Annotated in this window: 25 protein-coding genes; 21 read left to right on the top strand and 4 right to left on the bottom strand. The window is 40.7% G+C overall.

All coding sequences use genetic code 11. The features are described 5' to 3' along the window. Positions 1-114 precede the first annotated feature (114 nt). The 10 genes from IGI42_RS06190 (at position 115) to IGI42_RS06145 (ending at position 11,725) form a co-directional block, all read left to right on the top strand. Positions 115-2,211 (top strand): glycoside hydrolase, encoded by a 2,097-nt coding sequence (locus IGI42_RS06190; RefSeq protein ID WP_438714955.1) that lies wholly within the window; start codon positions 115-117, stop codon positions 2,209-2,211. Further along, positions 2,212-3,330 carry a glycoside hydrolase family 172 protein gene (locus IGI42_RS06185; RefSeq protein WP_438714954.1) on the top strand — a complete coding sequence of 373 codons (1,119 nt, stop codon included), beginning with the start codon at positions 2,212-2,214 and terminating at the stop codon, positions 3,328-3,330. 418 nt (positions 3,331-3,748) lie between these two features. After that, positions 3,749-4,417 (top strand): response regulator transcription factor, encoded by a 669-nt coding sequence (locus tag IGI42_RS06180; RefSeq protein WP_438714953.1) that lies wholly within the window; start codon positions 3,749-3,751, stop codon positions 4,415-4,417. Further along, positions 4,408-5,493, top strand: a complete 1,086-nt coding sequence (locus IGI42_RS06175; protein WP_438714952.1) for a sensor histidine kinase — start codon at positions 4,408-4,410, stop codon at positions 5,491-5,493. The genes IGI42_RS06180 and IGI42_RS06175 overlap by 10 nt, the downstream gene beginning before the upstream one ends. Positions 5,494-5,546: 53 nt before the next feature. Then, complete coding sequence (locus IGI42_RS06170; RefSeq protein WP_438714951.1) at positions 5,547-6,842, top strand: ABC transporter permease; 1,296 nt, start codon at positions 5,547-5,549, stop codon at positions 6,840-6,842. After that, the gene (locus tag IGI42_RS06165) at positions 6,839-7,510 is read left to right on the top strand and encodes an ATP-binding cassette domain-containing protein (protein WP_438714950.1); all 672 of its coding nucleotides are present in this window, start codon (positions 6,839-6,841) and stop codon (positions 7,508-7,510) included. Before IGI42_RS06170 ends, IGI42_RS06165 begins: the two co-directional genes overlap by 4 nt. A 34-nt stretch (positions 7,511-7,544) precedes the next feature. After that, positions 7,545-9,020, top strand: a complete 1,476-nt coding sequence (locus IGI42_RS06160) for an ABC transporter permease (protein ID WP_438714949.1) — start codon at positions 7,545-7,547, stop codon at positions 9,018-9,020. A 12-nt stretch (positions 9,021-9,032) separates the two neighbouring features. Further along, complete coding sequence (locus tag IGI42_RS06155; RefSeq protein WP_438714948.1) at positions 9,033-9,707, top strand: ABC transporter ATP-binding protein; 675 nt, start codon at positions 9,033-9,035, stop codon at positions 9,705-9,707. After that, entirely contained in the window at positions 9,700-11,094 is a 1,395-nt protein-coding gene (locus tag IGI42_RS06150; RefSeq protein ID WP_438714947.1) for a PASTA domain-containing protein, read from the top strand. Before IGI42_RS06155 ends, IGI42_RS06150 begins: the two co-directional genes overlap by 8 nt. A gap of 211 nt (positions 11,095-11,305) precedes the next feature. After that, positions 11,306-11,725, top strand: coding sequence for a phosphate-starvation-inducible PsiE family protein (locus IGI42_RS06145; protein ID WP_438714946.1), 420 nt, complete (start codon positions 11,306-11,308; stop codon positions 11,723-11,725). A gap of 12 nt (positions 11,726-11,737) precedes the next feature. On the opposite strand, the gene IGI42_RS06140 is transcribed toward IGI42_RS06145, so the two are convergent. Continuing rightward, positions 11,738-13,555: a sensor histidine kinase gene (locus IGI42_RS06140; RefSeq protein WP_438714945.1), complete on the bottom strand. Its 1,818-nt coding sequence runs from the start codon at positions 13,553-13,555 to the stop codon at positions 11,738-11,740. A 52-nt stretch (positions 13,556-13,607) separates the two neighbouring features. Between IGI42_RS06140 and IGI42_RS06135 the strand changes: the two genes are divergently transcribed. After that, the gene (locus IGI42_RS06135) at positions 13,608-14,318 is read left to right on the top strand and encodes a response regulator transcription factor (protein WP_438714944.1); all 711 of its coding nucleotides are present in this window, start codon (positions 13,608-13,610) and stop codon (positions 14,316-14,318) included. On the opposite strand, the gene citG is transcribed toward IGI42_RS06135, so the two are convergent. The 3 genes from citG to IGI42_RS06120 form a co-directional block, all read right to left on the bottom strand. Further along, a complete protein-coding gene (citG, locus tag IGI42_RS06130) occupies positions 14,291-15,181 on the bottom strand; it encodes a triphosphoribosyl-dephospho-CoA synthase CitG (protein ID WP_438714943.1) in 891 nt (296 codons plus the stop codon). The two genes, IGI42_RS06135 and citG, sit on opposite strands and share 28 nt — an antisense overlap. Continuing rightward, the gene (locus IGI42_RS06125) at positions 15,174-15,869 is read right to left on the bottom strand and encodes a GntR family transcriptional regulator (protein ID WP_438714942.1); all 696 of its coding nucleotides are present in this window, start codon (positions 15,867-15,869) and stop codon (positions 15,174-15,176) included. Before IGI42_RS06125 ends, citG begins: the two co-directional genes overlap by 8 nt. A gap of 72 nt (positions 15,870-15,941) precedes the next feature. Continuing rightward, positions 15,942-17,288, bottom strand: coding sequence for a CitMHS family transporter (locus tag IGI42_RS06120; protein WP_438714941.1), 1,347 nt, complete (start codon positions 17,286-17,288; stop codon positions 15,942-15,944). A gap of 423 nt (positions 17,289-17,711) precedes the next feature. Between IGI42_RS06120 and IGI42_RS06115 the strand changes: the two genes are divergently transcribed. The 10 genes from IGI42_RS06115 to IGI42_RS06070 are packed head-to-tail and all read left to right on the top strand — an operon-like array spanning position 17,712 to position 25,431. Beyond that, positions 17,712-18,047, top strand: a complete 336-nt coding sequence (locus IGI42_RS06115; RefSeq protein WP_438714940.1) for a hypothetical protein — start codon at positions 17,712-17,714, stop codon at positions 18,045-18,047. 14 nt (positions 18,048-18,061) lie between these two features. After that, a complete protein-coding gene (locus IGI42_RS06110) occupies positions 18,062-18,466 on the top strand; it encodes an acetyl-CoA carboxylase biotin carboxyl carrier protein subunit (RefSeq protein ID WP_438714939.1) in 405 nt (134 codons plus the stop codon). Between the two features lie 39 nt (positions 18,467-18,505). Beyond that, positions 18,506-19,621, top strand: coding sequence for a sodium ion-translocating decarboxylase subunit beta (locus IGI42_RS06105; protein ID WP_438714938.1), 1,116 nt, complete (start codon positions 18,506-18,508; stop codon positions 19,619-19,621). Between the two features lie 13 nt (positions 19,622-19,634). Further along, positions 19,635-19,760 (top strand): OadG-related small transporter subunit, encoded by a 126-nt coding sequence (locus IGI42_RS06100; RefSeq protein ID WP_438714937.1) that lies wholly within the window; start codon positions 19,635-19,637, stop codon positions 19,758-19,760. Positions 19,761-19,775: 15 nt separating this feature from the next. Beyond that, the gene (citC, locus tag IGI42_RS06095; protein WP_438714936.1) at positions 19,776-20,795 is read left to right on the top strand and encodes a [citrate (pro-3S)-lyase] ligase; all 1,020 of its coding nucleotides are present in this window, start codon (positions 19,776-19,778) and stop codon (positions 20,793-20,795) included. Beyond that, entirely contained in the window at positions 20,782-21,090 is a 309-nt protein-coding gene (gene citD / locus IGI42_RS06090; RefSeq protein WP_438714935.1) for a citrate lyase acyl carrier protein, read from the top strand. Before citC ends, citD begins: the two co-directional genes overlap by 14 nt. Beyond that, positions 21,078-21,965 (top strand): citrate (pro-3S)-lyase subunit beta, encoded by an 888-nt coding sequence (citE, locus tag IGI42_RS06085; RefSeq protein WP_438714934.1) that lies wholly within the window; start codon positions 21,078-21,080, stop codon positions 21,963-21,965. Before citD ends, citE begins: the two co-directional genes overlap by 13 nt. 2 nt (positions 21,966-21,967) lie before the next feature. Then, positions 21,968-23,500, top strand: a complete 1,533-nt coding sequence (citF, locus tag IGI42_RS06080; RefSeq protein WP_438714933.1) for a citrate lyase subunit alpha — start codon at positions 21,968-21,970, stop codon at positions 23,498-23,500. Beyond that, on the top strand, positions 23,481-24,044 hold the full coding sequence (gene citX / locus IGI42_RS06075) for a citrate lyase holo-[acyl-carrier protein] synthase (protein ID WP_438714932.1): 564 nt from the start codon (positions 23,481-23,483) through the stop codon (positions 24,042-24,044). The genes citF and citX overlap by 20 nt, the downstream gene beginning before the upstream one ends. Beyond that, positions 24,037-25,431, top strand: a complete 1,395-nt coding sequence (locus IGI42_RS06070) for an oxaloacetate decarboxylase subunit alpha (protein WP_438714931.1) — start codon at positions 24,037-24,039, stop codon at positions 25,429-25,431. The genes citX and IGI42_RS06070 overlap by 8 nt, the downstream gene beginning before the upstream one ends. Positions 25,432-25,493 lie beyond the last annotated feature (62 nt).

The raw sequence follows: 25,493 nt of genomic DNA, 5'->3' as shown, positions 1-25,493 counted from the left end.
ACATAAAACGTCACAGTCGCAGAAAACCGTATAATCGATGTAACTGAAGTAGTTATTCTCGAAGCTGAACACTTCTGTCATAACCACGTTTTTTCACTAAAGGAGAACTCTTTTATGCTTACAACAGAAACGAATCCTTACTTCCACTTGCGCATCGATAACGGACAATACACGACTAAAAATGAAGTAAGTTATTACCGCAACAAACTGCCAGATGAGGGGTTATCCTTTGATGTGTCCAACCAAAAAGTTCTGGCCAATTTGAATGTCTTCGGCAATTTGAAAGCCTTGACCTTTTACCAGCAAAACTTTTTAACGGAGGAGAAGCCGGGGGTTTGGGTGAATAAGCAGTTGACGCAAACGAGCAAGGTTTCATTTGAGCTGATGGTGAATGGACAGCCATATTCCTTAGAGAACGACGAACATCGTATCATTGCTGACGTTATGGACAATATCAATCCCCGCTTTGTCCATGAGTATTCGAAATTTCGCTTAACAGTCGTACCTTTTTGTCCAATTGTTAAGCAGGTACGCTTAAGCTGTCTGGTTTATTATTTCGTGTTGGAAAATACCTGCGGGGAGACCTTGAAGGTGCGCTTTCTGCCCCCTAAACTGTATCAAGAAAAATATTCTGACCAGCAAAATGTATTGATTTACAGCCAGCAATTAGCAGAGGTAGAAATTAAACCGCAAGAGAAAACCACCGCTGCTAGTGCCTTGTCTGATCCCAATTGCTATGAAGAAGGTGCTTGCTTTGAGAAGGCGAACATAGCTGACTGGCTTGAAGAAACCTTGGACTATTTCCGAAGTCGTTTTGGCAAGCTGACACTGCCGGATAAGTATATGGCTAGTTTATTTCAGCGGGCAATTTATCAAAGTTTTTCAGCTTTCGCTCTGAATAAAGAAAAGCAACTAGTAGGTAGTAATTGGGGCAGCTATCCAGCTACCAAGCGAATTTGGAATAAGGACATGTATTATACCTCTTTGCCTTTCTTATTTTTTGATCAGGAGTTAATGGAGCAGACGATTTTATGGTTTCAACAATATGCAATCAAATTCCCAGGATCAAAATTTCCCGGAGGGGTCATCCATTCAGCTAGTAATGCGTTGGCTCCCCTGTTGTTAGCTAGCTTGTATCTGGACTATTATGGTTCAGCTTTTTTTGAAGAAAATCCAGAAATTTTGGAAAAAGGTCAGCAGACAGTGGAAGCGTTGCTGGCTGCTCGGGAGGATCAAGAAAAATATCTGATTCATTCTGTTTGGCTCAGCGATGCCTATGCTTTGGGCCGGTATCATACAGGAACCAATATTTGTTTTTGGAAAGCTTGCGAAGGATTGGCAAAGCTTTATCAGTGTAAAGGGGACCTTAAATCATCTGCTGATTATTTAGCAATTGCCGAAAAAATCAAAGCTGATATTTTGAGTTTTTTGACCATTGAAGGGCCCTATGGTTGTCAATTTTTAGAAGGTGCTGACGTAAAGAATCAAATTTATACCTCTGTTGAGCAGTACCAGCAGCCAATTCTTGAGCAGGGATTGATTTTTTTGGATGCAGTAATTGAAGAAGGGAAAATTAATTTGATGATGCATGATGGAGAGGAATCAGATACGACTTTGGCAGCTTTTTATGGGTTTCAGCCGATTGATGATCCCTTGTATCAAAATAGTATGCGCTTTGCAGGGAGTAAAGAGAATCCCACTTATAGTGGAATTGTCGAAGGGATTACTTGGGGGCTGGAATCAGGTGCCACTTTTCCTGGGTATACCACGATGTTGATGAGTGGTTCTTTACAGGCTAGTTTGTTTGAAGAAAAACTAGACGTGCTGAAAAAGCTGGCAGACTTAGACGGCTCTTGGTGGTGGTGGCCTTATCCGTTAAAGCCACAACGAGGTCAAGTTGTGCGGGACTTTGGTTGCGGGAAGTGTGGCTGGGCCTCAGGTATTTTTGTTAGCTTGTTTGTGACTCATTATTTAGGGTTAAGCTTGAAAGAAGGTACCTTAATTTTTGCACCTATGGATGGGTTAACGGCATTTACTTGGGAAAACTTTAGGTTGGGAGACAAGTATCTGAGTATCTATTGGGAGAAAGAAGGGGTAACCTTAATCAACCACCGGAGTAAACCGCTGAAAGTCAGACTGCAGGGCAGCTATTTTGCAAAAGATGTGGAGTATGTGGTCAGTAATCAGCTGATAAGTGAAAGGATGAGATAAATGAGTCTATTAAATGAGATTACTCAGTATAAAAAAAGCCAAAGTCGAGCGATTACACCGGAAAATCCAACCGGCGAAAAAGGTAAGGCTGCGATGCAGTCAAGTTCGCTGGGGCCTAGCCGAAAAGGAAAAGGGGCAATTCCTTTAAAAAGTGGAGAAGAAACTGTAATTGCTCAAATCACTGGGCCTGGTATTATTCGTCATATGTGGATGACTATCCGCGATAGAACGGAATTTGGCAGCTTTGTTTTACGTGATTTGATTTTACGGATTTATTGGGATGATGAGGAATTTCCTGCGGTGGAAAGTCCTCTAGGGGATTTCTTTTGTAATGGGTTCGGGCAGCGCTGTGATGTGAATTCATTACCAATTGTGGTGAATCCAACCGGGGGATTTAACTCCTATTTTGAGATGCCTTTTCAGTCCTCAGCTAAAGTTACGATTGAAAATCAACATCCGAAAGACATGACCTCTTTCTTTTATACAATTAATTATGCTTTAGTTGATGAGCTGGTGGAAAATACCATGTACTTTCATGCCAATTGGCGCCGTGAGCGAATCACACAGTATCAACAGGACTATCAATTAATCAGCGGCTTGAAAGGATCGGGCTATTATGTGGGCACCTATTTAGCTTTGACTAGTTTGGAACGATATTGGTGGGGGGAAGGTGAATTCAAATTCTATATTGATGGCGATTCAGAATACCCCACGGTTACCTCTACGGGCACTGAAGATTATTTTGGCGGGGCTTGGGCTTTTCATGAGTTTGATGAATTTGGACGGCCCCATGCGAAAAACTATTGTACCCCATTTTTAGGTTATCCATATCAATCCAATCGAGACACTACCAGAGAACGCTTTGAGACGGGGAAGCTGAATGCCGTACATGCTTTTGGGGATGATGGGTTACCCTGTCACGGGTTGTATCGTTGGCATTTGCAAGATCCGATCGTGTTTAACCAAGAGTTAACTGTCACTTTGCAGCAGATCGGCAATGATGATGTTCAGTTGTTTGAACGACAAGATGATGTAGCCACGGTTGCTTATTGGTATTCAAAAGAACCGGCTGGGCAAGGTGTCCCTATGTTGAGTCGACGGGAGCGTTTGCCAAGGTAGCAGAGGAAATATTGTCTAGCTCTTACAAGAGTAGTAATAATCGTAAAATGAAGCCTAAGCTTAAAAATCAAAAATCGAAAAGACTAGCTTGAGGGCTAGTTTTTTCGATTTTTTTGCTGAATAGGTTAGAAAGTAGAAAGGTATGAATAACGTTAAAGTCGCCCAGCTTCAAAAAACTAGCTTTGCCAGCCTTGAAGGAGAATTTCAGGAAACTGGGGAAGCAATTTAGCCGACTGTCAGTTTTAGTCCGCCAAAGCTGAAGGCATCCGCAAAGCCTTTCTTACAATAGATGAATGAAAATTGTCTTTTATTGAAGATATTCACAAATTCTTCAATAAAAAGCCACAGTCAAAGGAAAAGCTTTAGATACTATTTTAGAAAGAAGGAATGAACGGAGCAAAAGAAAGGAAGTCGGGCAATGAGAGTCTTGATGATCGAAGATAATATTGAATTGGCAACTACAGTAAAGGCCGGACTGGAGCGAGAAAATGTTTCGGTGGATGTAGCCCATACAGGAGCGGTCGGTGAAGAGAAGGCCTTTGTGAATTTATATGATGCGATTTTATTGGATTTGAATTTGCCGGATAAGGATGGCTTGGCTATCTTGAATTTTCTTAGGGAATCAGCAGTGGAGACACCGATCATTATTATTACGGCTCGCGATGAGATTCAGGAACGGGCAAAAGGTTTAGACTTTGGAGCGGATGATTATTTAGTAAAGCCATTTGAGCTGCTTGAGCTAACGGCGAGATTGCGGGCAATTATTCGTCGATTTCATGGAAGGACAACACCGCAGATTACAATTGGTGAGCTTGTAGTGAACCCGGTGTGCCGTCAGGTGATCTATGGGACAAAGCCGATTGAACTGAAGCCGAAGGAATTTGATATTTTATTGTGTATTGCGGAGAATTATCCAGCGATTGTCTCGGTAGCTAAGATTGCGGAACTGGTTTATGACGAAGATTTTGATCCTTTTTCTTCAGTATTGCGGGTACATATGGCGCGTTTGAAGAAGAAGCTGGCGGATGCTGCAGGCAAAGAACTGTTGAAAAATATTCGGGCGAAGGGGTATCAATTATGCGATTGAACTTTAAGATGACCTTGACGATGCTGGTCTTTTCGTTGCTGGTGACAGGCGTTTTAATTGTCAGCTTTGTTTTAATGCGCAGTAATATTTTGCAAATGAATGTCGCAAGTTCTTTAGGCGACACTTTTTTTGTGCATAATATTCAGCAAGCTAATGTAGAAGTTTCTTCGGCAGCTGATTATGACATTATGGGTCAGGCGGTCACTAGTGAAACGCTGGATAATTTATATATGAATGAGTATTTTAAATATTTACCAACGGTGGCATTGGTCGTTTGCAGTATTATTTTGCTGCTGACTTTTTTTCTGTGGGCGGTGCTGAAGCGGATTTACCAAGGTCAGGTATTGGCGATTACTCATGATCTAAATTTTATTGAGCAGTTGAGTACCGGTAGTGTGAAGGATGAGGCGGTTTCTAGTGCGTTTACTAATTTGAAACAGAAATTTGACGGGCATCTTAGCGACTACAAGCGTTTGAACAGCTATTTAACCCATGAACAAAAAAATGCAATTGCGATTTTACGGACCAATCTTGAGCTGGAGGCAGCAGAGTCAGCGAATCTTCAGGTGTTGGATCGGCTGACTGATAGTATCGATGATATTTTGACCTTGTCTAATAATCAAGGAGATCTAACGGATGAACTGGTGGATGTAGCGATGATCGGGGCTGAGGTATGTGATTTGTACAAAAAGAATTATCCGAAGCTGTTTTTTACTTTTGACGAAGAAAAGCCGACCTTGATTTACGGCAAGGACCGCTGGATTTATCGGGCGATTTCTAACTTAGTAGATAATGCGATTAAGTATGGCGAAGGAAAGCCGATCGTTGTTTCAGTTGAAAATCACAATGGCAGTATTTTATTAAAAGTAGCGGACCAAGGTTCGGGTATTCCCCAAAAACGGCAGTCGGAAATTTTTTCTCATCGTTACCGGATTCAAGGATTAAAACAAGACGGTTATGGAATTGGATTGTCGGTTGTGATGCATGTCTGCAGCTTGTGTCAGGGTTTCGTTTATTTGGAAAGTGAGGAAAATCAGGGGTCAACTTTTTATTTGACCTTTCCTAGTGTGGAATAGTTAACACAGAGTTAACAATTGGTTTGCTAGTATACAGAAGTGGAGGAGAAAAAGTGAGAAGCATCATCAAACATGCATGGTTAAATCTTAAGCGGAACAAGCGAAATGATCTATTTGTCGGTTTGCTTTTCTTTTTCATTCTGGTGGGGTTCTTTTTCCTGCTGCAAGTGTACACTGCAACAAATTACTCACTAGCAGAATTGAAAAAGCAAACAGATGCCATCGTAACTATTGAGCCAGATTATAATGTCGAACAGCAGGCAGCAAATTTGAAAGAAGCGGATTACCAGCAATTGAAGCACTTGTCTTATGTCAAAAACAGTCAATTATCTGGTTATACAGCCGTAGCAATCGAGAATATTGATGCAGCCAATTCTCCAGAGCTGCAAGGGACGATCACCTACTCGGATCCAACCTTTGTCAGTCCGGCAGATAATGCCCGAACGAGTCTAACCGTCTTAGATGACGATTCATTGACGAAGCTTTTGGGGGATGGCGCTGTGGACAAGCTGGAAGGCGAGTTGCCTTTTGAAGAGGGAACTTGTCTGGTGACCCAACCATTTGCCGATGCCAATCAATTAAAGCTTGCAGATGAGCTGATCATTGGTGATAAAAAGCTGACGATTGTAGGTATTATAAAGTCAACGGAGGAAAAACAGCAAGGAATGTTTGCCGCAGTCTTTGTCAATCTGACGACCTTTGAGTATTTAGGTGACGTTGCTGAAGATGCCTTCTTGACGCTGACGCTTCAATTAGATCAGTCCAAAAATGTGACTGATTTGCGGCAGGAACTAAAGCAACTGTCCGCCTTCAATGGATACCAAGTACAAAGCGGTCAGCTTTTCCTACAAGGCTTTGAAACCTTTAGTAACCGCAATGAATTTTGGTTAAATGCAACAGTAGTGGGAAGTTTGATTACCTTGTTCTTGCTAGGGGCTGGCTATTGGCAGTTCTTCAAACAACGCAGATCCGATACGTATGCGCTACGTTTAATGGGGATTCAGCCAAAGCACTTATTGCTCAGTAATTTGCTGGAAATCACGTTAATTGCTTTGATTTGTTGGACGTTAGCACGTACAGCAGCCAGCTTTTTTAGTGGAGCGGTGGCGCAAAAATGGGTGAGTCGTTTGGCACAAGCGAGCAAGGAGCAGTTTCCGCTGTTGGACTTGAAGCAAGTGGCAATTGATACTGGTGAACTGCGGCGACTGGTGTGGGCAAGCAGCAGAGTCAAACTGTTGCTAGGTGTCTATCTGACTAGTTTTTTACTGGTTATTGTAACCTTAACGAGTCGTCTGTTGTATGTTTTTGGCCATTATTCTTTCCGCTTGGGGAGGTATTCAAGGAAATGAGACGACTATTCGTAGAAAATGCCAGTTATCAAATAAATAAGCCCAAGGTCTCCATTATCAATCAGGTGACAGCAACGTTTCTACCGGGTAGGGTCTATCATATTTTGGGTGGACCACAGTCTGGGAAAAGTACATGGTTGTCATTACTTGCCGGCCTTGAAGTCTGTACGTCTGGGGCAATTTATTTTGATGGAACGGATTTGGCTGCAATTGATCGGGAAATGTATCGGGCAAAAAAGGTAGTGTGCTTGTTTGAGAACGGTAATTTAGTCAATGATACACCGTTAGCAAATTTGGAGCTGGCAGCCTTACTGGCAGGATGCTCTGTGAAAAGCAGTGAGCTGGAGAACGTTCTTTTAGCTGTTGGACTCACACCGCAGCAAATCAAAATGCCCATCACACGGCTTTCGAAAAAGGTACAGCAACTAGTTTACTGCGCCAAAGTCATGTCTAGCCCAGCAAAGCTGGTCTTGATAGATGAGCCGGATCAATTATTTTCGGAATGGCTGGAGACCGACTTGCTGCAAAAGCTGACGAATTTTTGCCGAAAAAATGCGAAATGCCTGATCATCGCTTCGCAAGGGAAACAAACAATCAAATTTGCTGATGAACTCTGGGGGTTGAATGGGGGCAAACTATTATTTATCAAAGAACAGCAAATAGATTAGCAAGAACGGTTCTTTGATCGAAAGGACATAAAAAATGAATTATTGGAATCGAGCATGGTATAGTGTCAGCCGTCGAAAGGGCAAATCGTTGATTCTTTTTGCCGTAATTTTTGTTTTAGGAAATGTGATTGCCGGCGCCATCGCCATCCAACAATCCACTGGAAACGTCGAGAAAAAAATGAAGCAGCAATTAGGGGCAACCGTTACTGCTGAGGTTGATTTTGATAAGCTGATGGAAGAAAGCGACTCGATGGCGGCGATCCAAGCACCTGATCCTTTGAAGGAAGAAACAGTCAAAGAGATTGGCAAGTCTCGCTATGTAAAGGACTTTGACTATAGCTATTCTGGTTATCTAACCTTAGGTGATTTTAAAAGCTATCAGCTTGAAGCGAACGATAATGTTTCTTATAGTGTCAATGGCAGTATGAATGTGCTGACGCTAAAGGGGACTAATAAAGAAGAGCCCGCTGATTTCACTAACAAAAAAATCAAATTAGTCGATGGCAAGCTGCCTTCTAAGGAAGAATTAGACAGTGGTCTGCCAGTAGCGGTTATCTCAAAAAAAGTTGCTGATGAGAATGGCTTGAGTGTCGGTGATCAAATGGTTTTAGATACTACTGTGGTTTCCCAAAAAGAAGACGGTAGCTCAGAGTCTCAAGAAGCTTTGAAGCACTCGGTAAAGATTGTCGGCTTGTTTGAACCGGTGAAGTTAGAGGAAAAGAAAGAGGACGGCAAAGGTGGCGGGCTTGAGCAGCAATTCATGGAAATGGACCAATTCAATACGGTCTATATGTCGAATAAACTGGTTCAGTCAATTAATCAAGCGGAGTTTGAAAAAGGTAAAGAACTTGATCCTGCAGCTTTTGAAGATGCGGACGATCGAGAATTAATTACGCCGGTTTATAATTTGAAATCACCAGATGATGTAGACGCTTTTAAAGAAGAAATGAGCGCTTTATTGCCGGAAGGTTATAAAGCAACGGCTTCAACAGATGAGTTTGACAAGGTTGGGGGCAGTGTGAAGAAGCTCTCTACTATCTCAGGTTACGTAGTTGTTCTAGCTATTGCGGCTTCCTTATTGATTATATCCTTAGTCGTAGTACTGTTTTTACGAGATCGTAAGCACGAATGGGGCATCTATTTATCCTTAGGCGAAAAACGAAAGAAGATCATGAAACAGGTAGTGTTAGAACTATTGCTGATTAGCCTAGTCGCCATGTGCTTATCTTTAGTCACCGGTAATATTTTAGGGAAAATGATCTCCGAATCGCTGGTGTCCAGTGATGCGTTGGCTGAGGCACAAAATGCAGCGAATCAAATGCTGGTATTTGGCGGCCAAAGCTTAGGTCCGACTTTGACCACCGATGACATAATAAGTAATTATGAAGTCACTTTCTCCTTGACCTATATTGTTACGTTTTTAATCGCCGGATTAGCCACCGTACTTTTGGCAGCTGTTTTACCGTTGACGTATGTGATGCGCTTGAATCCCAAGAAAATTATGATGTAGGAGGAGAACAAGATGGCTATTTTACAAGCAAAAAATGTCAGCTACTTTTATCAAGATGGAGATCAAAAACGCATTATTCTTAAAAATACCTCGATTAATTTTGAACAAGGTCAATTTTATACGATTTTAGGCGAATCAGGTTCGGGTAAGACGACGTTTCTTTCCCTCATTAGTGCCTTAGACGAACCTAAAGAAGGTCAGATTCTTTACAAAGATCAAAATATTCGCAGTATCGGCTATGAAGAATACCGGCGAGACGATATTAGCATTATTTTCCAAAATTACAATTTAGTCCCGTATTTAACTGCCCTGGAAAATGTTTTGGTGGCGATGAATATTACCGATAATACCCTGCCTAGTGAGCAAAAGGAAGTTGCTTATAATTTGCTGGATTATATTGGGATTACTCAAACAAAGGCCGATCGCTTGGTCACGCAGCTTTCCGGCGGGGAACAGCAACGAGTGGCGATTGCACGCGCACTATCAACGAATGTGGATATTATCTTAGCCGATGAGCCCACCGGAAATTTGGACGAGGAAATGGAGCAGGAAATTGTTGATATTTTTAGTGACTTAGCGTTTACCCACAATAAGTGTGTGATTGTCGTGACACACTCGAAGGAAATTGCCAAGCAATCAGACAAAACCTTCTACCTAAAACAAGGCGAGCTGGTTGCCTATGAGTGATTTTCTATCTAATTTTAATCAGGACAATTACCAAAAAGACCCCAAAAAGCAGCGGGATAAGAAATCACCAGTAAAAAAAGAGCCACCTGAAGTTGAGCCTGAAACACTTAAGACTCCTCGGCAAGAAAGCCGCCGTCAAAAAACTGAGCTGACAGAGGTAGATGAATCCTATCAAGGAAAACAGCAGCGAAAAAAACGGCGGGTGATTTTCGGTGTGATTGCGTTAACGATTCTATGTTTGGTGGTTTATTATCAAATAAGCCATGTGAAGATGCCAAATTTTACAGATAAAGAATTGTCTGAAGCACGGGTGTGGGCGACTGAAAATAAGCTGCAGGTGGAGACAAAACAGGAATATTCATTGGAAAAGTCAGCTAATACAGTCTTAAAGCAGTCGGTTAAAGCCGGTAGTCGGGTAAAAAAAGGCGCTACAATCCGCCTAACCACCAGTAAAGGTCCTGATCCCGAGCAACAAATTAAATTGCCGGATTTTTCTGCCATGAGTAAACAGGAGGCAGAAAACTGGATAGATAAAAACCAAGCCACCAACCTTTCGTTAATTGAAGAATACAGTGACGAAGTGGAGAAGAATCATTACCTGCGTTTTGAAATTGCGAATGCAGAAGTCACCCAACAGAATTATCGCCGCAAGGATGCTGCCAAGGTGTTTTATTCAAAAGGCAAAGAGACTTATAAAAAGGATATTACAGTGCCAGATTTTGTGCGAAAAACTCGTGGTGAAGTGGAAACCTGGGCGCGCAATAATGAGATTGCAATGACTTATGAAGAGAGCACATCAAATGATATCCCCGCTGACGGTATTATTTCTCAAAGTATTGCAACCAACGAGAAAATTGCCAAAAAGGATGCCATGACGGTGGTTGTTTCATTGGGCAAAGGGTTCCCTGTTCCAAACTTTGCTGAATACAGTTTAGAGGATGCGGCAAATGCAGTAGAAGGTGTGCAAGTCCAAGCCAAAGGTGTATACACCAATGATTTACCTTATGGACAGTTAGTTTCACAAAGTGTAGCTGCCGGTACGGTTTTAAATGCCAAGGATGATTTAAGAGTACAGGTTCTTTATTCTTTGGGGCAACCTTATTTGAAGGACTTGAGAGGAACTACGGTGGAAGGGGATTTGCAAAAATATTTTTACGAGGAGTTTCAATCTAAAGGAGCCAATATCAACTATGTCATTCGTCACGTTGATTCTGATCAGCCCAAAGGAACAGTGATTGGCATGAGTACTCACAGTGTCTATTTACCACTGGAGTATACGGTTTCGATTGACATCAGCTTGGGTAATTTGGGTTCGGCACCTACGAGTTTTCCAACTAATCAGCAAGGTAGCGGAAATGATCTGTCCGATGCGCATGCTAATGAATAGAGGTCTGATTGCAGGTATTTATACCTGCAATTTTTTGTTTTAATAGTTAAAAATTGCTTGTTAAATTGTTGTATATTGCAGCAACAAAATTATTTCTTATGAAATTTTTTTGGTAATTATCAAGAGAGGGATCTTTTTGTCTTTTTATTGTTTTTTCTCTATTTTATAAGAATATTTTAGTTATAATGAAAGAAAACAAAGGAGGAAATCTTTGGGGAATAAGTATAAGATTTTTGAAAAGTGTATTAGTACAGTTATTGATATCTTGCTGGGGCTCTTAATTATTGTCGTTTTGATCGTAATGGGAGAAGCAATCTTTACAATCATTACTCATGTTATTCCACTGGCTACAATGGAAGAGTTGTCTGTATTAATTGAAGAGGTGGCTACTTTATTCATTTTGCTGGAAATTATTTTGATGCTGCTGCGCTATGTTAAGGAAGGGCATCATATTCCAGTACGTTATTTGATTTTAATCAGTATCACAGCTATTTTACGAGAATTACTTTTGGCTCAAGGAGATGGGGTCGAGTCGTTTTTCTTAGCAATTTCCATTTTGGTTTTGGTTATTGTTTTGTTTGTTTTAGAAAGAGTAAAAGCCTTCCACAAATCCGATGAAGAGGACTTGTAAAAGGCTAGTTAACTAGCTGTCAGACGCTTCTTTTATTAAAGGAATGGCAATAACAAAGGAAGTGCCGGCATTAGAGCTAGTAACTGAAAGCGGCCAATCGTTCTTTTTGACGATGGATGAGACAATAAACAGTCCTAAGCCAGTTCCGCCGCTAGCAGTTTTGGTCGTAAAGAAGGGTGTAAATATTTTGTCTTCGATTTCTTTAGAGATACCCGGGCCGTTATCGGTAATTTGAATTAAGGCAAACTGTTTATCCCGGTAGACAACCGATTGCTCTTGGAATTCTTTAGCCTCATGCTTATCTGCCAGTTTAACCAATACATTGATTTCAGTATTGATTTGTCGGGCTTGATAGGCATTGGTTAATAAGTTGTACAAAATGACATGAAGCTCCTCTTTTTCAAAGTAACCAAAGCCAGTATCTTGTCCTTCAAATCGTAGTTTCACCGTTCGTGGAATCAAGATACGCATAGTTTCAATTGCTTCAGAAACGGCTGCTGTAATATTTACTTTTTCTTTGGTATTTGATGCAACTTTAGAAAATCGCAAGACGTTGGAGGAAAGTTTTTGTCCTCGTTGTGCTGCGTGGTATACTTCATTCAGATCAGAAACTAATTCATCGTTGCCTTGGTGTTCTTCGATCATTAATTGTAAATTGCCAATCATTGGTGTTAAGAAATTATTCATATCATGAACAATCGAAGTTGTTAACAAGCCGATGGTTTCTAGTTTGGATTCCTGCAGCATGCTTTTTTCTAAGGAATGCCGTTCGTCCATTAGTTTCTGGCGTTCAAGTAGACGAAGGTTTTCCATATAGCTTTGATTGCGGCGGGCGTAATTACGCATGCTGACTGCCATCAACAAGACGATAGCTAACAACATGCAGAGCAAGCCGAGTATAATCATACTTTCTTGTAAGGCGGTGCCGTTACGTTCGTAAAAGTCTAAGTTAGTAGCAACAACCCATCTCGCTTCACCAACGGTAATCCATTTATAAGCAGCCAATTTGAGCACACGTGGCGGGGGATCTTGATCCCACCAATAGGAGTAATAGCTCATAGTGCCTTCTGAATTAGCCAATTGTGTTTCTTCTAAATGTTCTAGATCGGAGTAATCAAAATCAGGATATTCTCTTTGGCGGTCTTCAATAATGGACCAACTGATCTGTTCGCTGGAAGGATGCATGACTACCTTCATCGCCTGATCCTTAATCATCGTGTAGCCATTAAGCTGATCGTCAGAATCTAAGGTAGCCAGATAAAGCTTTTCAAGATCCAAAGGCAACACTAAAAGGGCAGTTGGTTGATTTTGGCTGTCGGTTATCAAGCGATAAAGATTTAAATAAGAGCGGTTTTCGTGAAAGTAGCTATCGCCATTTTGATTCACCGTGCCTTGAAGCGCCTCTTCAAAGGAGCTGTCTTTTTTTATAAAGCTGGGTAATTCAGGTTGTGAAACCATCTGGCGGTCTGCAAAAGCCATACCGCTCAGCATATTGCCCTCTAAATCCAATAAGTACACCCCAGCAACGGCTGAAGCCCGCTTGCTTAGACTCTTTTCTAGTTGTTGCGTCTGGGTTAAGGTTAAGGGCGCATCATCGTCAGTAAAAACATTGGAGGCATAATCTTCCAATGACAGGGAGTAAGTTTCAATTTCAAGTTTTAAAATATCGATGGCAAGATCGTTTATTTTTACTAGCTGATCAGACCCCATTTTTAATGCATGTTTTTGCGTACTACGATAGGTGGTCGCCGTCACGACAATGCCGATAATCGTTAAGACAAGTATGCTGATCAAGCTAATACTTAACCACTTATTTGAAGGTTTGTTCATAATGATCCTTTCCGTAAATAAGGTAATAAGTCAAGCAACAGGAGGAACGACTGTGAGAAACGAAAAGATTTTGGTTGTAGATGATGATCCAGCTATCCGGCGACTAATCTGGAAATCATTGCAAGCGACAGGTATTTTAATTTATCAAAGCGACTCAGTGGAAAAAACGATTGATATCATGAGTCGAGTAAAATTTGATCTCTTCATTTTAGACATTAGTCTAGAACACGAAAATGACGGCTATCACTTAGCTCAGTTGATTCGTGAAGAAGATCTGGTGGTACCGATCATTTTCCTTAGCGGTAAGAAAAAGGAAGAAGATATCATTACAGGCTTAGAAGTAGGTGCTGATCATTATATTACCAAACCATTTTCACCTAATTTATTAAAAGCCCAAGTAGTAGCTACTTTGGATCGGGGAAAAGTTCTTAGAAACCAAAAGATTGTCGAGGAAACCAATGAAATTGTCGAAGGTGATTTCCGTTATGACAAGGGTCGCTATCAATTATTTAAAAAAGACCAGCCGATTAAGCTGTCTTCCAAAGAAATTAAATTAATGCAATTTTTTATGGAAAATCCCGACCAAGTATTTACCAAGGAACAAATTTATCATAGCGTTTGGGGTGCTGGCGAGCTAGATGCTAACACCATCATGGTCTTCATCAATCATTTGCGTAACAAGATTGAAGATGACCCTAAAAATGCGAAATATATCAAAACGATCTGGGGCTTGGGTTATACATTTTTGCCTAAAGGGGAATGAATTAGACCTTCTAGCTCAGCAAAATAGATCCCTAATGCCAGCAGATCAGCCGCTCCACCAGGGCTAAGGTGGCGCTTTGTTAATAGTATATCATAAGAGATTAATTCATTGAGCAGGTCTTCTTCAGAAAGATTTGCTTGATGAATTTTTTTGCATTCTTTTTGCACGAGCTCCAGGGCTTCAAAGCCACCGCGATGAAGCAAGTTATTGTCTTCGATCTCACTCATTAAATAAACCAAACTACGCAAAAGCAAAAGCTGAGGTTCTTCTTCTTTATTGGCTCGTATAAAGGGCAACAGTTGTTCAGCTAAGCTAGGATACCCTTCGGCCGCTTCGCCACGAATCCCAGTAATACCTTTTTCTAAATACAAACGTTCCCCATAGGTTAAGTGCTCTTTCTCATGCAACCCGTCAAAATCCTTTTGAATCAGGTGTTTAGTCATCTCACCGGCTAACTGTAAAATGGACTGGGTGTCCGATTCACTAAAAGGCAGAGACAACTGAGGATTTTTTTTCGCATGTTTGCCAGTTGCGCCTAACAAAACAGCAAAGGAAAAATTAGCTCCTTTATGGGTGTTAACGCCATTGGTAGCCTCTAGCATGGCTTTTTCAGCTTGACTTCCCGCATGACGTAACTGATCAAAAAGGGTGATTAAGTCACCCGTATGCTGATAGCCCAATTCGAAATACTGTTGGAAATAAGGAGTTAAGCTATCGATACTTTTTATAAAGGTAGAAAAGTCCATATCATGATGGGCACCATTGGTCTTTTGATCAACTAGCCCCGGCTTAGGTGTCAATGAAACCTCCAGCCATAGCGCTTGTTTGGCATATTCAGTGATTGATGAAGCTAAATCAGTCAATTTTTCGCCGCTCCATTTCTTTTAAAATAAATTGCAATGAGCGTTCTAAATGCTCGTGGGTAATTAAGGTAATTTGTTCAATATTGTTGGTGCGCATACCACGGTAAATCAACCAATGCTCATCCAAGGCCAGTACTCGGCGATCAGAGGAACGAATGGCGATGTCGCGGAAATAAACGAGATAAGCTTGTAAATTTAGTACAATTGACTTCAGACGAGGCATTTGACTTTTTTCATAAATAAAGGCATTGAAGTCAGAAAAATTCTGCAGGACTTCATCCACCTTGTCTTCTTTGTTTAGTTGTTCACCGTGTTCCAGCAACGCTTTTAGCTCCGCAAAGTCTTCATCAGTCATACATTCCATGGCTTTAATGGTAGCCAAGGTATCCAGTGATTTACGAATGTCGTAGATTTCATAGGCATCCTTGATACTGATTCCTTTTACTACAACACCAACACGGGGAACATGCTCCACCAATTGCTCATTCACTAACTGTGTCATCGCATAACGAATCGGGGTACGGCTAATATTTAATACCTCAGAAAATTCTTTTTCGTTGATACGAGAACCAGCAGGAATTTCACCTAAAATAATTGTTTTTCTAAAGGCCTCATAGATTAGAACTTTTAGTGTCTTGTTCTGGGTCAGATCCAAATTTTTTCGTATTGCATCTACATAAGGGCTCATAGTGTTTTCTCCTTTTTCAGTACGGGTAAAAAATTAAAAGCAAGGCCAATAAATGGCCTTGCTAGCTTTTGTTTATTGAGGGATGTAAAGCGGCATGTAGCCAAATACCACAAGGGTAACAACGAAGATAATGAAAATACCTAGTGCATATTTAGCTGCTTCTTTTTGCCATTGACCCATGTCTAATCCAGTTAGACGTAATAGCAAGTAAATGAATGCTACTAATGGACTCAATAAGTGGAATGCTTGTCCCATCAATGAAGCTAAAGCCATTTGCATATTTGTAAAGCCGTAAGAACGACCTGCTTCTGCTAAGACTGGCAATACACCGAAGTAGAAGCCGTCATTAGAGATGAAGAAGGTACCTGGTGCTGAGATGATTGCGATAACAAGACCCCAGAAACCAGCAAGCTGTTTAGGAATAATAGTTGTAAAGCTGTTAGCTAAAGCAGTAGCCATACCAGAGCCTTGGAACAAGCCCATGAATACGCCGGCTGCGAATACTAAGATAACTACTTGTACTGCATCGCCGCCGTTTGCGCCGATACGTGCTGATTGATGTTTCAACACTGGGTAGTTTACCATTAAAGCGATACATGTGCCAACTAAGAACAACAATAATGGAGGAAGACCAATAGGCTCATAGAATGATCCGGCAACTAGCCAAGCAATCAAGCCGATTGTCAAGATTCCATTAAAGATGAAGTTTTTCGGACGACGAATTTCTAATGTTTCTGGGTCAGTAACAGTTGTCATTGCATCGATTTCAGCGTCAGATAATTCTGTCACACCTAAACGATCGCGTTCTTGTTTACCCATACGACGAGCAACGAAGAAGATGACATATAGTAATGAAAGAACCATACCTGGTGCTAAGTAGCTTAAGATGTCTGCGTCTACTTCCAATACAGCCATTGCCCGAGCAGTAGGTCCGCCCCATGGCAACAAGTTCATGATTGTGTTTTGCAAGATGATCAAGACACCCAAGTTCATCATTTTCATGTTTAACTTCTTATAAATAGGAATAAAAGCTGAACAACAAATTAACGTTGTTGTAGTTCCGTCACCATTTAATGAAACGGCGGCAGCAACAACTGAAGTTGCCATCAACACTTTCATTGGATCGCCTTTAGCGAAATGGATCATTTTCTTAGTGATCGGATCGAATAATCCAGCATCCAACATAATAGAGAAATATAAAATGGCAAAAAGCAACATAATCCCTGTAGTAGATGTGGTACTGATTCCTTCTAATACGAAGTCTCCGATATTTCCTTCTTCGGCAACTCCCGCCACCATAGCAATCAAAGTAAAGATCAATGGAACGATTACTAATGATGTAAATGGTGACATTTTCTTTTTCATGATTACGAACATAAATACGATAATCATTAAGTAAGATAGTACTGTTAATAACATAAATTCCCTTCCTTTCTCATAATGAAACGATAACCCTCTTTTTTTGAAAACGGTAACAAACTCTGTCGATAATAGTTGAAATAATTCTATTACAATATCCTGAACGTTATTTTTCGACAAATCTGTAATCGCTTTACGGGTCTAATGATAATCAAATCACAAGCAACAAAAAAGGGGCAAGTGGCGAAAAGAACAGAAAAAAAACAATTGAGGTCTAAATGTCTTAGCGATTACTTAACAAGATATTAACAGAATCTTAATTGCTCGGAAACGTTGATTTATCAAGGTTTCTGGAGGGTTTCTGTCATTTTCGGTCTTTTAGGAACAATGAAAGAACAATAATTTGGAAGTTTGCACTACCCAACAGGGCAAGAAATCATTTACTCTTAACTCAAGCAAAGAAATACCAGAAAGGAGATTGCCGTGTCTATATTCGATAAGTTTTTTAAAAGGACGCAAGACAGCCAAGAGAGCTCGGTGGATGTAAAACCTCCCATTAAAAGTGTTGAAATAAAAGATAACGCTAATTGGGAAGAATTACCAGCACATGTTGAAGCAGACGCTAAAGATTATGAATTAGTAAGTGTTATTGCTACAGCAATTGCAACAGGGGATCAGCCTGAAAGTCAATTTGTCGTCAAAAAGATTATGAAACGAAATCCAGAAGCACAACTGGTATCTGTAATTGCTGCAAGTCTTGCGGCTGGTAGTAGCGAAGATAGTCAGCTGAGCATACGAAAAATTTCTAAAAGACAATAATTAGGAGGAAAATCATGTTACGCAAGTTTAAGATCGCAATTGATGGAAACGAGTATTTAGTAGAAATGGAAGAAATCGGTGGCGTACCACAACCAGCAGCACCAGTTGCTCCGGCACCAGTTGCAGCACCGGTACAAGCAGAAGCACCCGCAGCAGCGCCTGCACCTGAAGCACCAGCCGCTCCGGCACCAGCTGCAGCAGCAGGAGCTGACGCATTAACTGCTCCAATGCCAGGAACTATTTTGAAGATTTTAGTAAACCAAGGTGATGCAGTGAAGCAAAACCAACCATTAATGATTTTAGAAGCAATGAAAATGGAAAATGAAATTGTTGCTAACAACGACGGAACAGTTACTGGTATCCACGTAACACAAGGTCAAGTAGTTAATCCAGGTGAAGCATTAATCACTGTTGGATAAAAAGACATTTTAAATAGTAGAAAGAGGAAGTGAAATTTTTTGGAAACATTGATTGAAGGAGTTATCGGCATGGGCCAAGAGCCCGGTCGTATTGTGATGATGATCATCGGAGGAATTCTGATGTATCTAGGGATCAAAAAAGAATACGAACCAACCTTGCTGGTACCGATGGGACTAGGAACAATTTTAGTAAACTTTCCTGACTCCGGTGTATTAAGCGCCGCAGGAGAGCCTGGACCGTTTCAGGTATTGTTCGACATGGGGATTAGTACAGAATTATTCCCGCTGCTATTGTTTATTGGGATTGGCGCAATGATCGACTTTGGTCCATTACTGCAAAATCCATTTCTATTGTTGTTCGGAGCTGCGGCTCAATTTGGGATTTTCTTTACTATCATCGTAGCTGTCTTGTTAGGCTTTGACATTAACGATGCAGCGTCAATCGGAATTATCGGTGCTGCCGATGGTCCGACATCAATCTTCGTTGCCAACACCCTGCAATCTAAATACATGGGGGCAATCATGGTAGCAGCTTACTCTTACATGGCTTTGGTTCCAATTATTCAGCCTATAGCAATTAAAGCTGTTACGACGAAGAAAGAACGTCAAATTAAAATGAGTTACCGTGCTGGTGAAATTTCACAAACAGCGAAAATCTTGTTCCCAGTAGTTATTTCAGTCGTAGCCGGTTTGATCGCACCTGTATCCTTACCGTTAGTTGGTTTCTTAATGTTCGGGAACCTACTAAGAGAATGTGGTGTGTTAGAACGTCTATCATTAACTGCGCAAAACGAATTGGTAAACATTATCAGTATCCTATTAGGTCTTTCAATTTCAGTTAAGATGCAATACGAAGAGTTCTTACAAGTTGACACATTGATGGTTATCGGACTAGGATTAGTTGCCTTCGTAATGGATTCAGTAGGTGGCGTATTGTTCGCTAAATTCTTGAACCTGTTCCGTAAAGAAAAAATCAATCCAATGATTGGTGCAGCTGGTATTTCAGCATTCCCAATGTCTAGTCGGGTAATTCAAAAGATGGCTACTGAAGAAGATCCTCAGAACTTTATCTTGATGCATGCTGCTGGAGCGAACGTTTCAGGACAGATTGCTTCAGTTATTGCCGGCGGTCTGTTGTTAGCCTTGTTAGTTTAGGAAGGAGAAAAAGATGTCAGCTGATTTATTAACGTCATTAGAATTATTAGTATTCGGTTGGGGCGGCGTATTTATCGTTATCTTGATCATTTACTTAGCCTCTCAATTATTAGCAAAGATGTTCCCAGTCAAAAAATAAAGAAGGGATCTTACAATGTTTGAATTAAAAAGAATCTGGTTAGATAAAGATAAAAAAATGTTTCAGCAGTGGGCAAAACTGATGGAACGTTCAGGACTAAGTTCTAAAGAGAACACCGAGTATACTGTGGGTGTTCTTAATGAAGGTGAATTAATTGCTTCGGGCTCTTATGAAAAGAACATTATCAAATGCTTAGCTGTAGACAAAGAATATCAGTCAGAAAACTTATTAACTCAAATAATGATCCATTTGATGGAACGGATGCGGGAAAAAGATGAAACCCATTATTTCTTGTATACCAAGCCTAGTGAATCGAAAATTTTTCATTCACTAGGGTTCCATACCATTGTTGAAAATGAGTCTGTGCTCTTTACTGAGCAGGGATCACCTAATATTTATGACTATCAGGAACTTTTGAAAGAGCATAAACATACGGGTGTTGCTAGCAGTATCGTAATGAATGCAAATCCGTTCACCAAAGGTCACCAGTATTTAGTAGAAACAGCCGCTAAAAAAAGTGACCATGTGTATGTCTTCGTTTTATCAGAAAATCGTTCAGAATTTTCTACCGAAGATCGCATGAACATGGTGAAACTAGGGGTTAGTCATTTACCGAATGTAACGGTGCTGCCAAGCCGAGATTACATGGTTTCAACCGCAACCTTTCCAACGTACTTTCTAAAAGAGCATGCACCATTAGATGTAGCAAAAACGCAAGCATCGATTGATGCGCAATTGTTCAAAGAAAAAATTGCTCCGATTTTAAATATCCGTTATCGTTTTGTAGGAGAAGAACCGTTTTCGCCTGTAACAGAAGTGTACAACCGATCATTGCAAACTGTTTTCGCTGACGACTTGAAACTAGAAATCGTTCCGCGAAAAGAAGTTGAAGAAGTTGCAATTAGTGCAACAAATGTTCGCAAGGCCTTGCAGGAAAAAGATGTCGAGTTACTAGCTCATCTTGTTCCTCAAACAACCTATGACTATTTGAAAAAATTAAAGAAAATAGAGGTGGAGTTAAGTGGAAATTACTAAGAGTGCTGTAGCAGGTACAGTTGAATCAAGCGATATTATGATTACATTGGACCCAAGCGATGGACAAACGATTGAGATTGAATTAGACAGCAGTGTCGAAAAACAATTTGGCGATCAAATCCGTAAAGTCATCAAAGAAACATTGGAAAAATTAGAAATTACTTCGGCTAAAGTAGTGGCTGTTGATAAAGGTGCATTGGATTGTACGGTTCAAGCCAGAACCGTTACTGCGGCTTATCGAGCTGCAGATCAAACAGACTACAATTGGAAGGAGATTGACTCATGGAACGTTTAAGAAGAACAATGATGTTTGTACCAGGTGCTAACGCAGCGATGCTGAGAGATGCGCCTTTATACGGAGCAGATTCAATTATGTTTGACTTGGAAGATGCTGTTTCTTTAAAAGAAAAAGATTCTTCACGGACCTTGGTCCATTTTGCTTTAAAAACTTTCGATTACAGTCAAGTAGAAACCGTAGTTCGTATTAACGGCTTGGATACTGTGGGCGCTTTAGATATTGAAGCAATGGTATTAGCTGGCGTAGATGTGATCCGTTTACCAAAAACAGAAACAGCTCAAGATATTGTTGATGTTGATGAAGTGATTACGCAAGTTGAAAAAGACAATGGGATTGAAGTAGGTACGACTAAAATGATGGCTGCCATCGAGTCTGCTGAAGGAACATTGAATGCTCGCGAGATCGCGATTGCCTCAGACCGTTTAATTGGTATCGCTTTAGGGGCGGAAGATTACGTAACAAACATGAAAACACGTCGTTATCCCGACGGACAAGAATTATTCTTTGCCCGCAGCATGATCTTACATGCCGCTCGTGCAGCTGGGATTGCAGCGATTGATACGGTTTATTCGGATGTAGAAAATACTGAAGGCTTCCAAAACGAAGTTCGTTTAATTAAACAATTAGGCTTCGATGGAAAATCGGTCATCAACCCGCGTCAAATTCCATTGGTGAATAATATCTATGCACCAACTGAAAAAGAAATTCAAAATGCCAAAGAAGTTATTTGGGCAATCCGCGAAGCTGAATCTAAAGGTTCTGGTGTTATTTCCTTGAATGGTAAAATGATTGATAAACCAATCGTTGAACGGGCAGAACGAGTAATTGCGTTAGCGAAAGCTGCGAAATTAATAACCGAGGAGGACATTTAATTATGGTAATGAATAAAGTTAATCGTGATATTCCTCAGGTCTATGCTGATCAATATGGCGTATACGAAGGCGAACTTGCTAACATCAATGCGTATCAAGAGGCTAGCCGACACATCCAGCCAAAACGTCCACGTGATCAAAAATTAGTGGGCAGCTTACGTGAAGCAATTGAAAAAACTGGTTTGAAAGACGGCATGACGATTTCTTTCCACCATCATTTCCGTGAAGGCGATCATGTAATGAACATGGTTATGCAAGAAATTGCTGATATGGGAATTAAAAATCTTTCTATCGCACCAAGCTCAATTGCCAATGTCCATGAACCGTTAATTAAACATATTAAAAACGGTGTAGTAACCAATATTACTTCTAGTGGTTTGCGTGACAAAGTTGGGGCAGCTATTTCTGAAGGCATTATGGAAAATCCAGTTGTTATCCGTTCTCATGGTGGACGTGCCCGTGCCGTTGCGGCTGGCGACATCCACATCGATGTAGCTTTCTTAGGCGCACCAAGTTCAGATTCTTATGGGAATGCGAACGGAACAGTTGGTAAGGCAACCTGTGGTTCTTTAGGTTATGCGATGGTTGATGCAAAATATGCGGATCAAGTCGTAATTATTACCGATACATTGGTGCCATTCCCGAATACACCAATCAGCATTCCACAAACCGATGTGGACTTTGTAGTAGAAGTGGATTCAATTGGAGATCCTAAAGGGATTGCCAAAGGGGCAACACGTTTTACTAAAAATCCAAAAGAATTATTGATTGCTGAATATGCAGCTAAAGTAATTACTGGCTCTCCTTATTATAAAGAAGGCTTCTCTTTCCAAACTGGTACAGGTGGTGCTTCCCTAGCTGTTTCGCGTTTCTTACGTGAAGCAATGATTAAAGATGGTATTAAAGCCAGCTTTGCGCTAGGCGGAATCACTAATGCTATGGTTGAGTTATTAGAAGAAGGCTTAGTTGAAAAGATTATCGATGTCCAAGATTTCGATCATCCATCAGCAATTTCTTTAGGCAAAAATGCTCAGCATTATGAAATTGATGCCAATATGTATGCTTCACCATTAAGCAAAGGATCATTTATCAATCAGCTGGATACCGCAATTTTATCCGCTTTGGAAATCGATACTAACTTCAATATTAACGTAATGACAGGTTCAGACGGCGTGATTCGTGGCGCTTCTGGTGGTCACTCTGATACAAGTATGGCCTGCAAGATGAGCTTAGTTATCTCACCTTTAGTTCGTGGAAGAATTCCAACAGTTGTTGAAGAAGTAAACACGGTGATCACACCTGGCGATAGTATTGATGTCGTTATTACCGAAGTAGGTATTGCAATCAATCCAAAACGTCAAGATCTAATTGATCATTTCAAAGAATTAGACGTGCCTCAATACACGATCGAAGAATTAAAAGAGAAAGCCTACAGTATCGTTGGGACTCCCGAACCTATCGAATACGGTGATAAAGTTGTAGCGCTGATCGAATACCGGGATGGGACGATTATTGATGTTGTCAAAAACGTCTAAAGAATTATTTGACGGACCAGAAATTACCTTAGAAGAAATGCTTGAAAGCCGTGAAGAACGAGCAGCGATGCAAAAGGAACTGCTTCACGCAGATAACCAAAGTGCGTTGCTTTGCGCTACGATGAATATACCTGGTTCAGTGAAAACCTCCATGAAGTTAGAGGAAGTATTTAGAACAATTACTGAAGCCATTGAACAAGAATTAACAGGCATTTCACCTAATGCAAATCTTTATTGGGAAAAGAATACTGGTCTTGAATACTATTTGCTGCTGCCGATGTCACCACAAGAACTAAAGGCGAAAATGGTTCAAATTGAAGAAACCCATCCCTTTGGACGATTGGTCGATTTAGATGTTCTTTGGCAGGAAGCAGAAGAAATGAAGAGTATCAGTCGGGAAGCGCTCGGTTTTGCACCGCGTCGCTGCTTCATTTGCGATAAAAACGCAAAAGAATGCGGTCGGGCAAGAACACACTCAATATCAGAGATGCACCAAGCAATCACCCAGATTGTTGAAAAGGAAGAGGAGCTGAACAATGGCTAAAAAGATCCAGTTTACAGAAACAGTTTTACGCGATGGTCAACAAAGCCAGATCGCCACTCGCATGCCGACTGCAGATATGCTGCCGATTTTAAAAACGTTAGACGAAGCAGGCTACCATGCACTAGAAATGTGGGGAGGAGCAACGTTTGACTCATGTATTCGTTTCTTAAACGAAGACCCTTGGGAAAGACTACGCTTAATCCGTAAAGAAGTTAAAAATACCAAATTACAAATGCTGTTACGTGGCCAAAACTTACTAGGCTATAAAAACTATGCTGATGATGTCGTTCGTGAATTTGTTGAAAAATCGATTCAAAATGGGATTGATATCATCCGGGTATTTGATGCCTTAAATGATACCCGTAACTTGAAAACAGCGGTTCTTGCAGCAAAAGAAGCGGGTGGACACTGTCAAACAGCGATTTCTTATACAACAAGTGATATCCATACAGTGGATTACTTTGTTAAATTAGCAAAAGAAATGGCAACTATGGGTGCAGATTCTATTTGTATCAAAGATATGGCGGGTGTTTTAACACCACAAACTGGTTTTGAACTAGTTACCCGTATCAAAGATAGTATTGACTTGCCTTTAGAAGTTCATACACATGCAACTAGCGGAATTTCTGAAATGACTTATTTGAAAGTCGCAGAAGCTGGAGCTGACATTATCGACACAGCAATTTCTTCTTTCTCAAGCGGTACGAGCCAACCAGCAACTGAATCAATGGCTTTAGCTTTAGAAGAAATGGGCTTTGATACAGGCTTGAAGATGGATAAAGTGAGTGAAATTGCTGATTACTTCAATCCAATTCGTGACCGTTTTAGAGAAGAAGGTATCTTGAATCCTAAGATTAAGGATATTGAACCTAAAACTTTGATCTATCAAGTACCTGGCGGAATGCTGTCAAACCTGCTTAGCCAATTAACGGAGCAAGGTATGCAAGACAAGTACGAAGAAGTACTTAGTGAAGTACCAAAAGTTCGGGCTGACTTAGGTTACCCGCCATTGGTAACACCGTTATCACAAATGGTAGGTACGCAGTCCTTAATGAACGTGATCTCAAAAGAACGCTACAAACTAGTACCTTCTGAAATCAAAGATTATGTTCGCGGGTTATATGGTCGCCCACCAGCACCAGTTGACGCAGCGATTCAAGAAAAAATTATCGGGGATGAAGAAGTTGTAACGGTACGTCCGGCTGATTTAATCGACCCTCAACTTCCTGGATTCAAAGAGGAAATTAAAGAGTACGCAAAATCAGATGAAGATGTATTGATGTACGCCTTATTCCCACAACAAGCAAAAGATTTCCTTGGCCGCAGAGAAGACAAGTTCTATGATGTTCCACTTCAAACGGTTCAAGTGGCAATCGATATTCCGTAAGACCAACCAAACTCCTTATACAAGAATTAGAATAAAAAAGAAGAAACAGCCCTCTGACAGCT

Source organism: Enterococcus sp. AZ109 (assembly GCF_051714625.1).
Taxonomy (GTDB): domain Bacteria; phylum Bacillota; class Bacilli; order Lactobacillales; family Enterococcaceae; genus Enterococcus_A.
The sequence above is the reverse complement of the archived record's forward strand: the minus strand, read 5'-3'. Positions and strand labels throughout refer to the sequence as shown.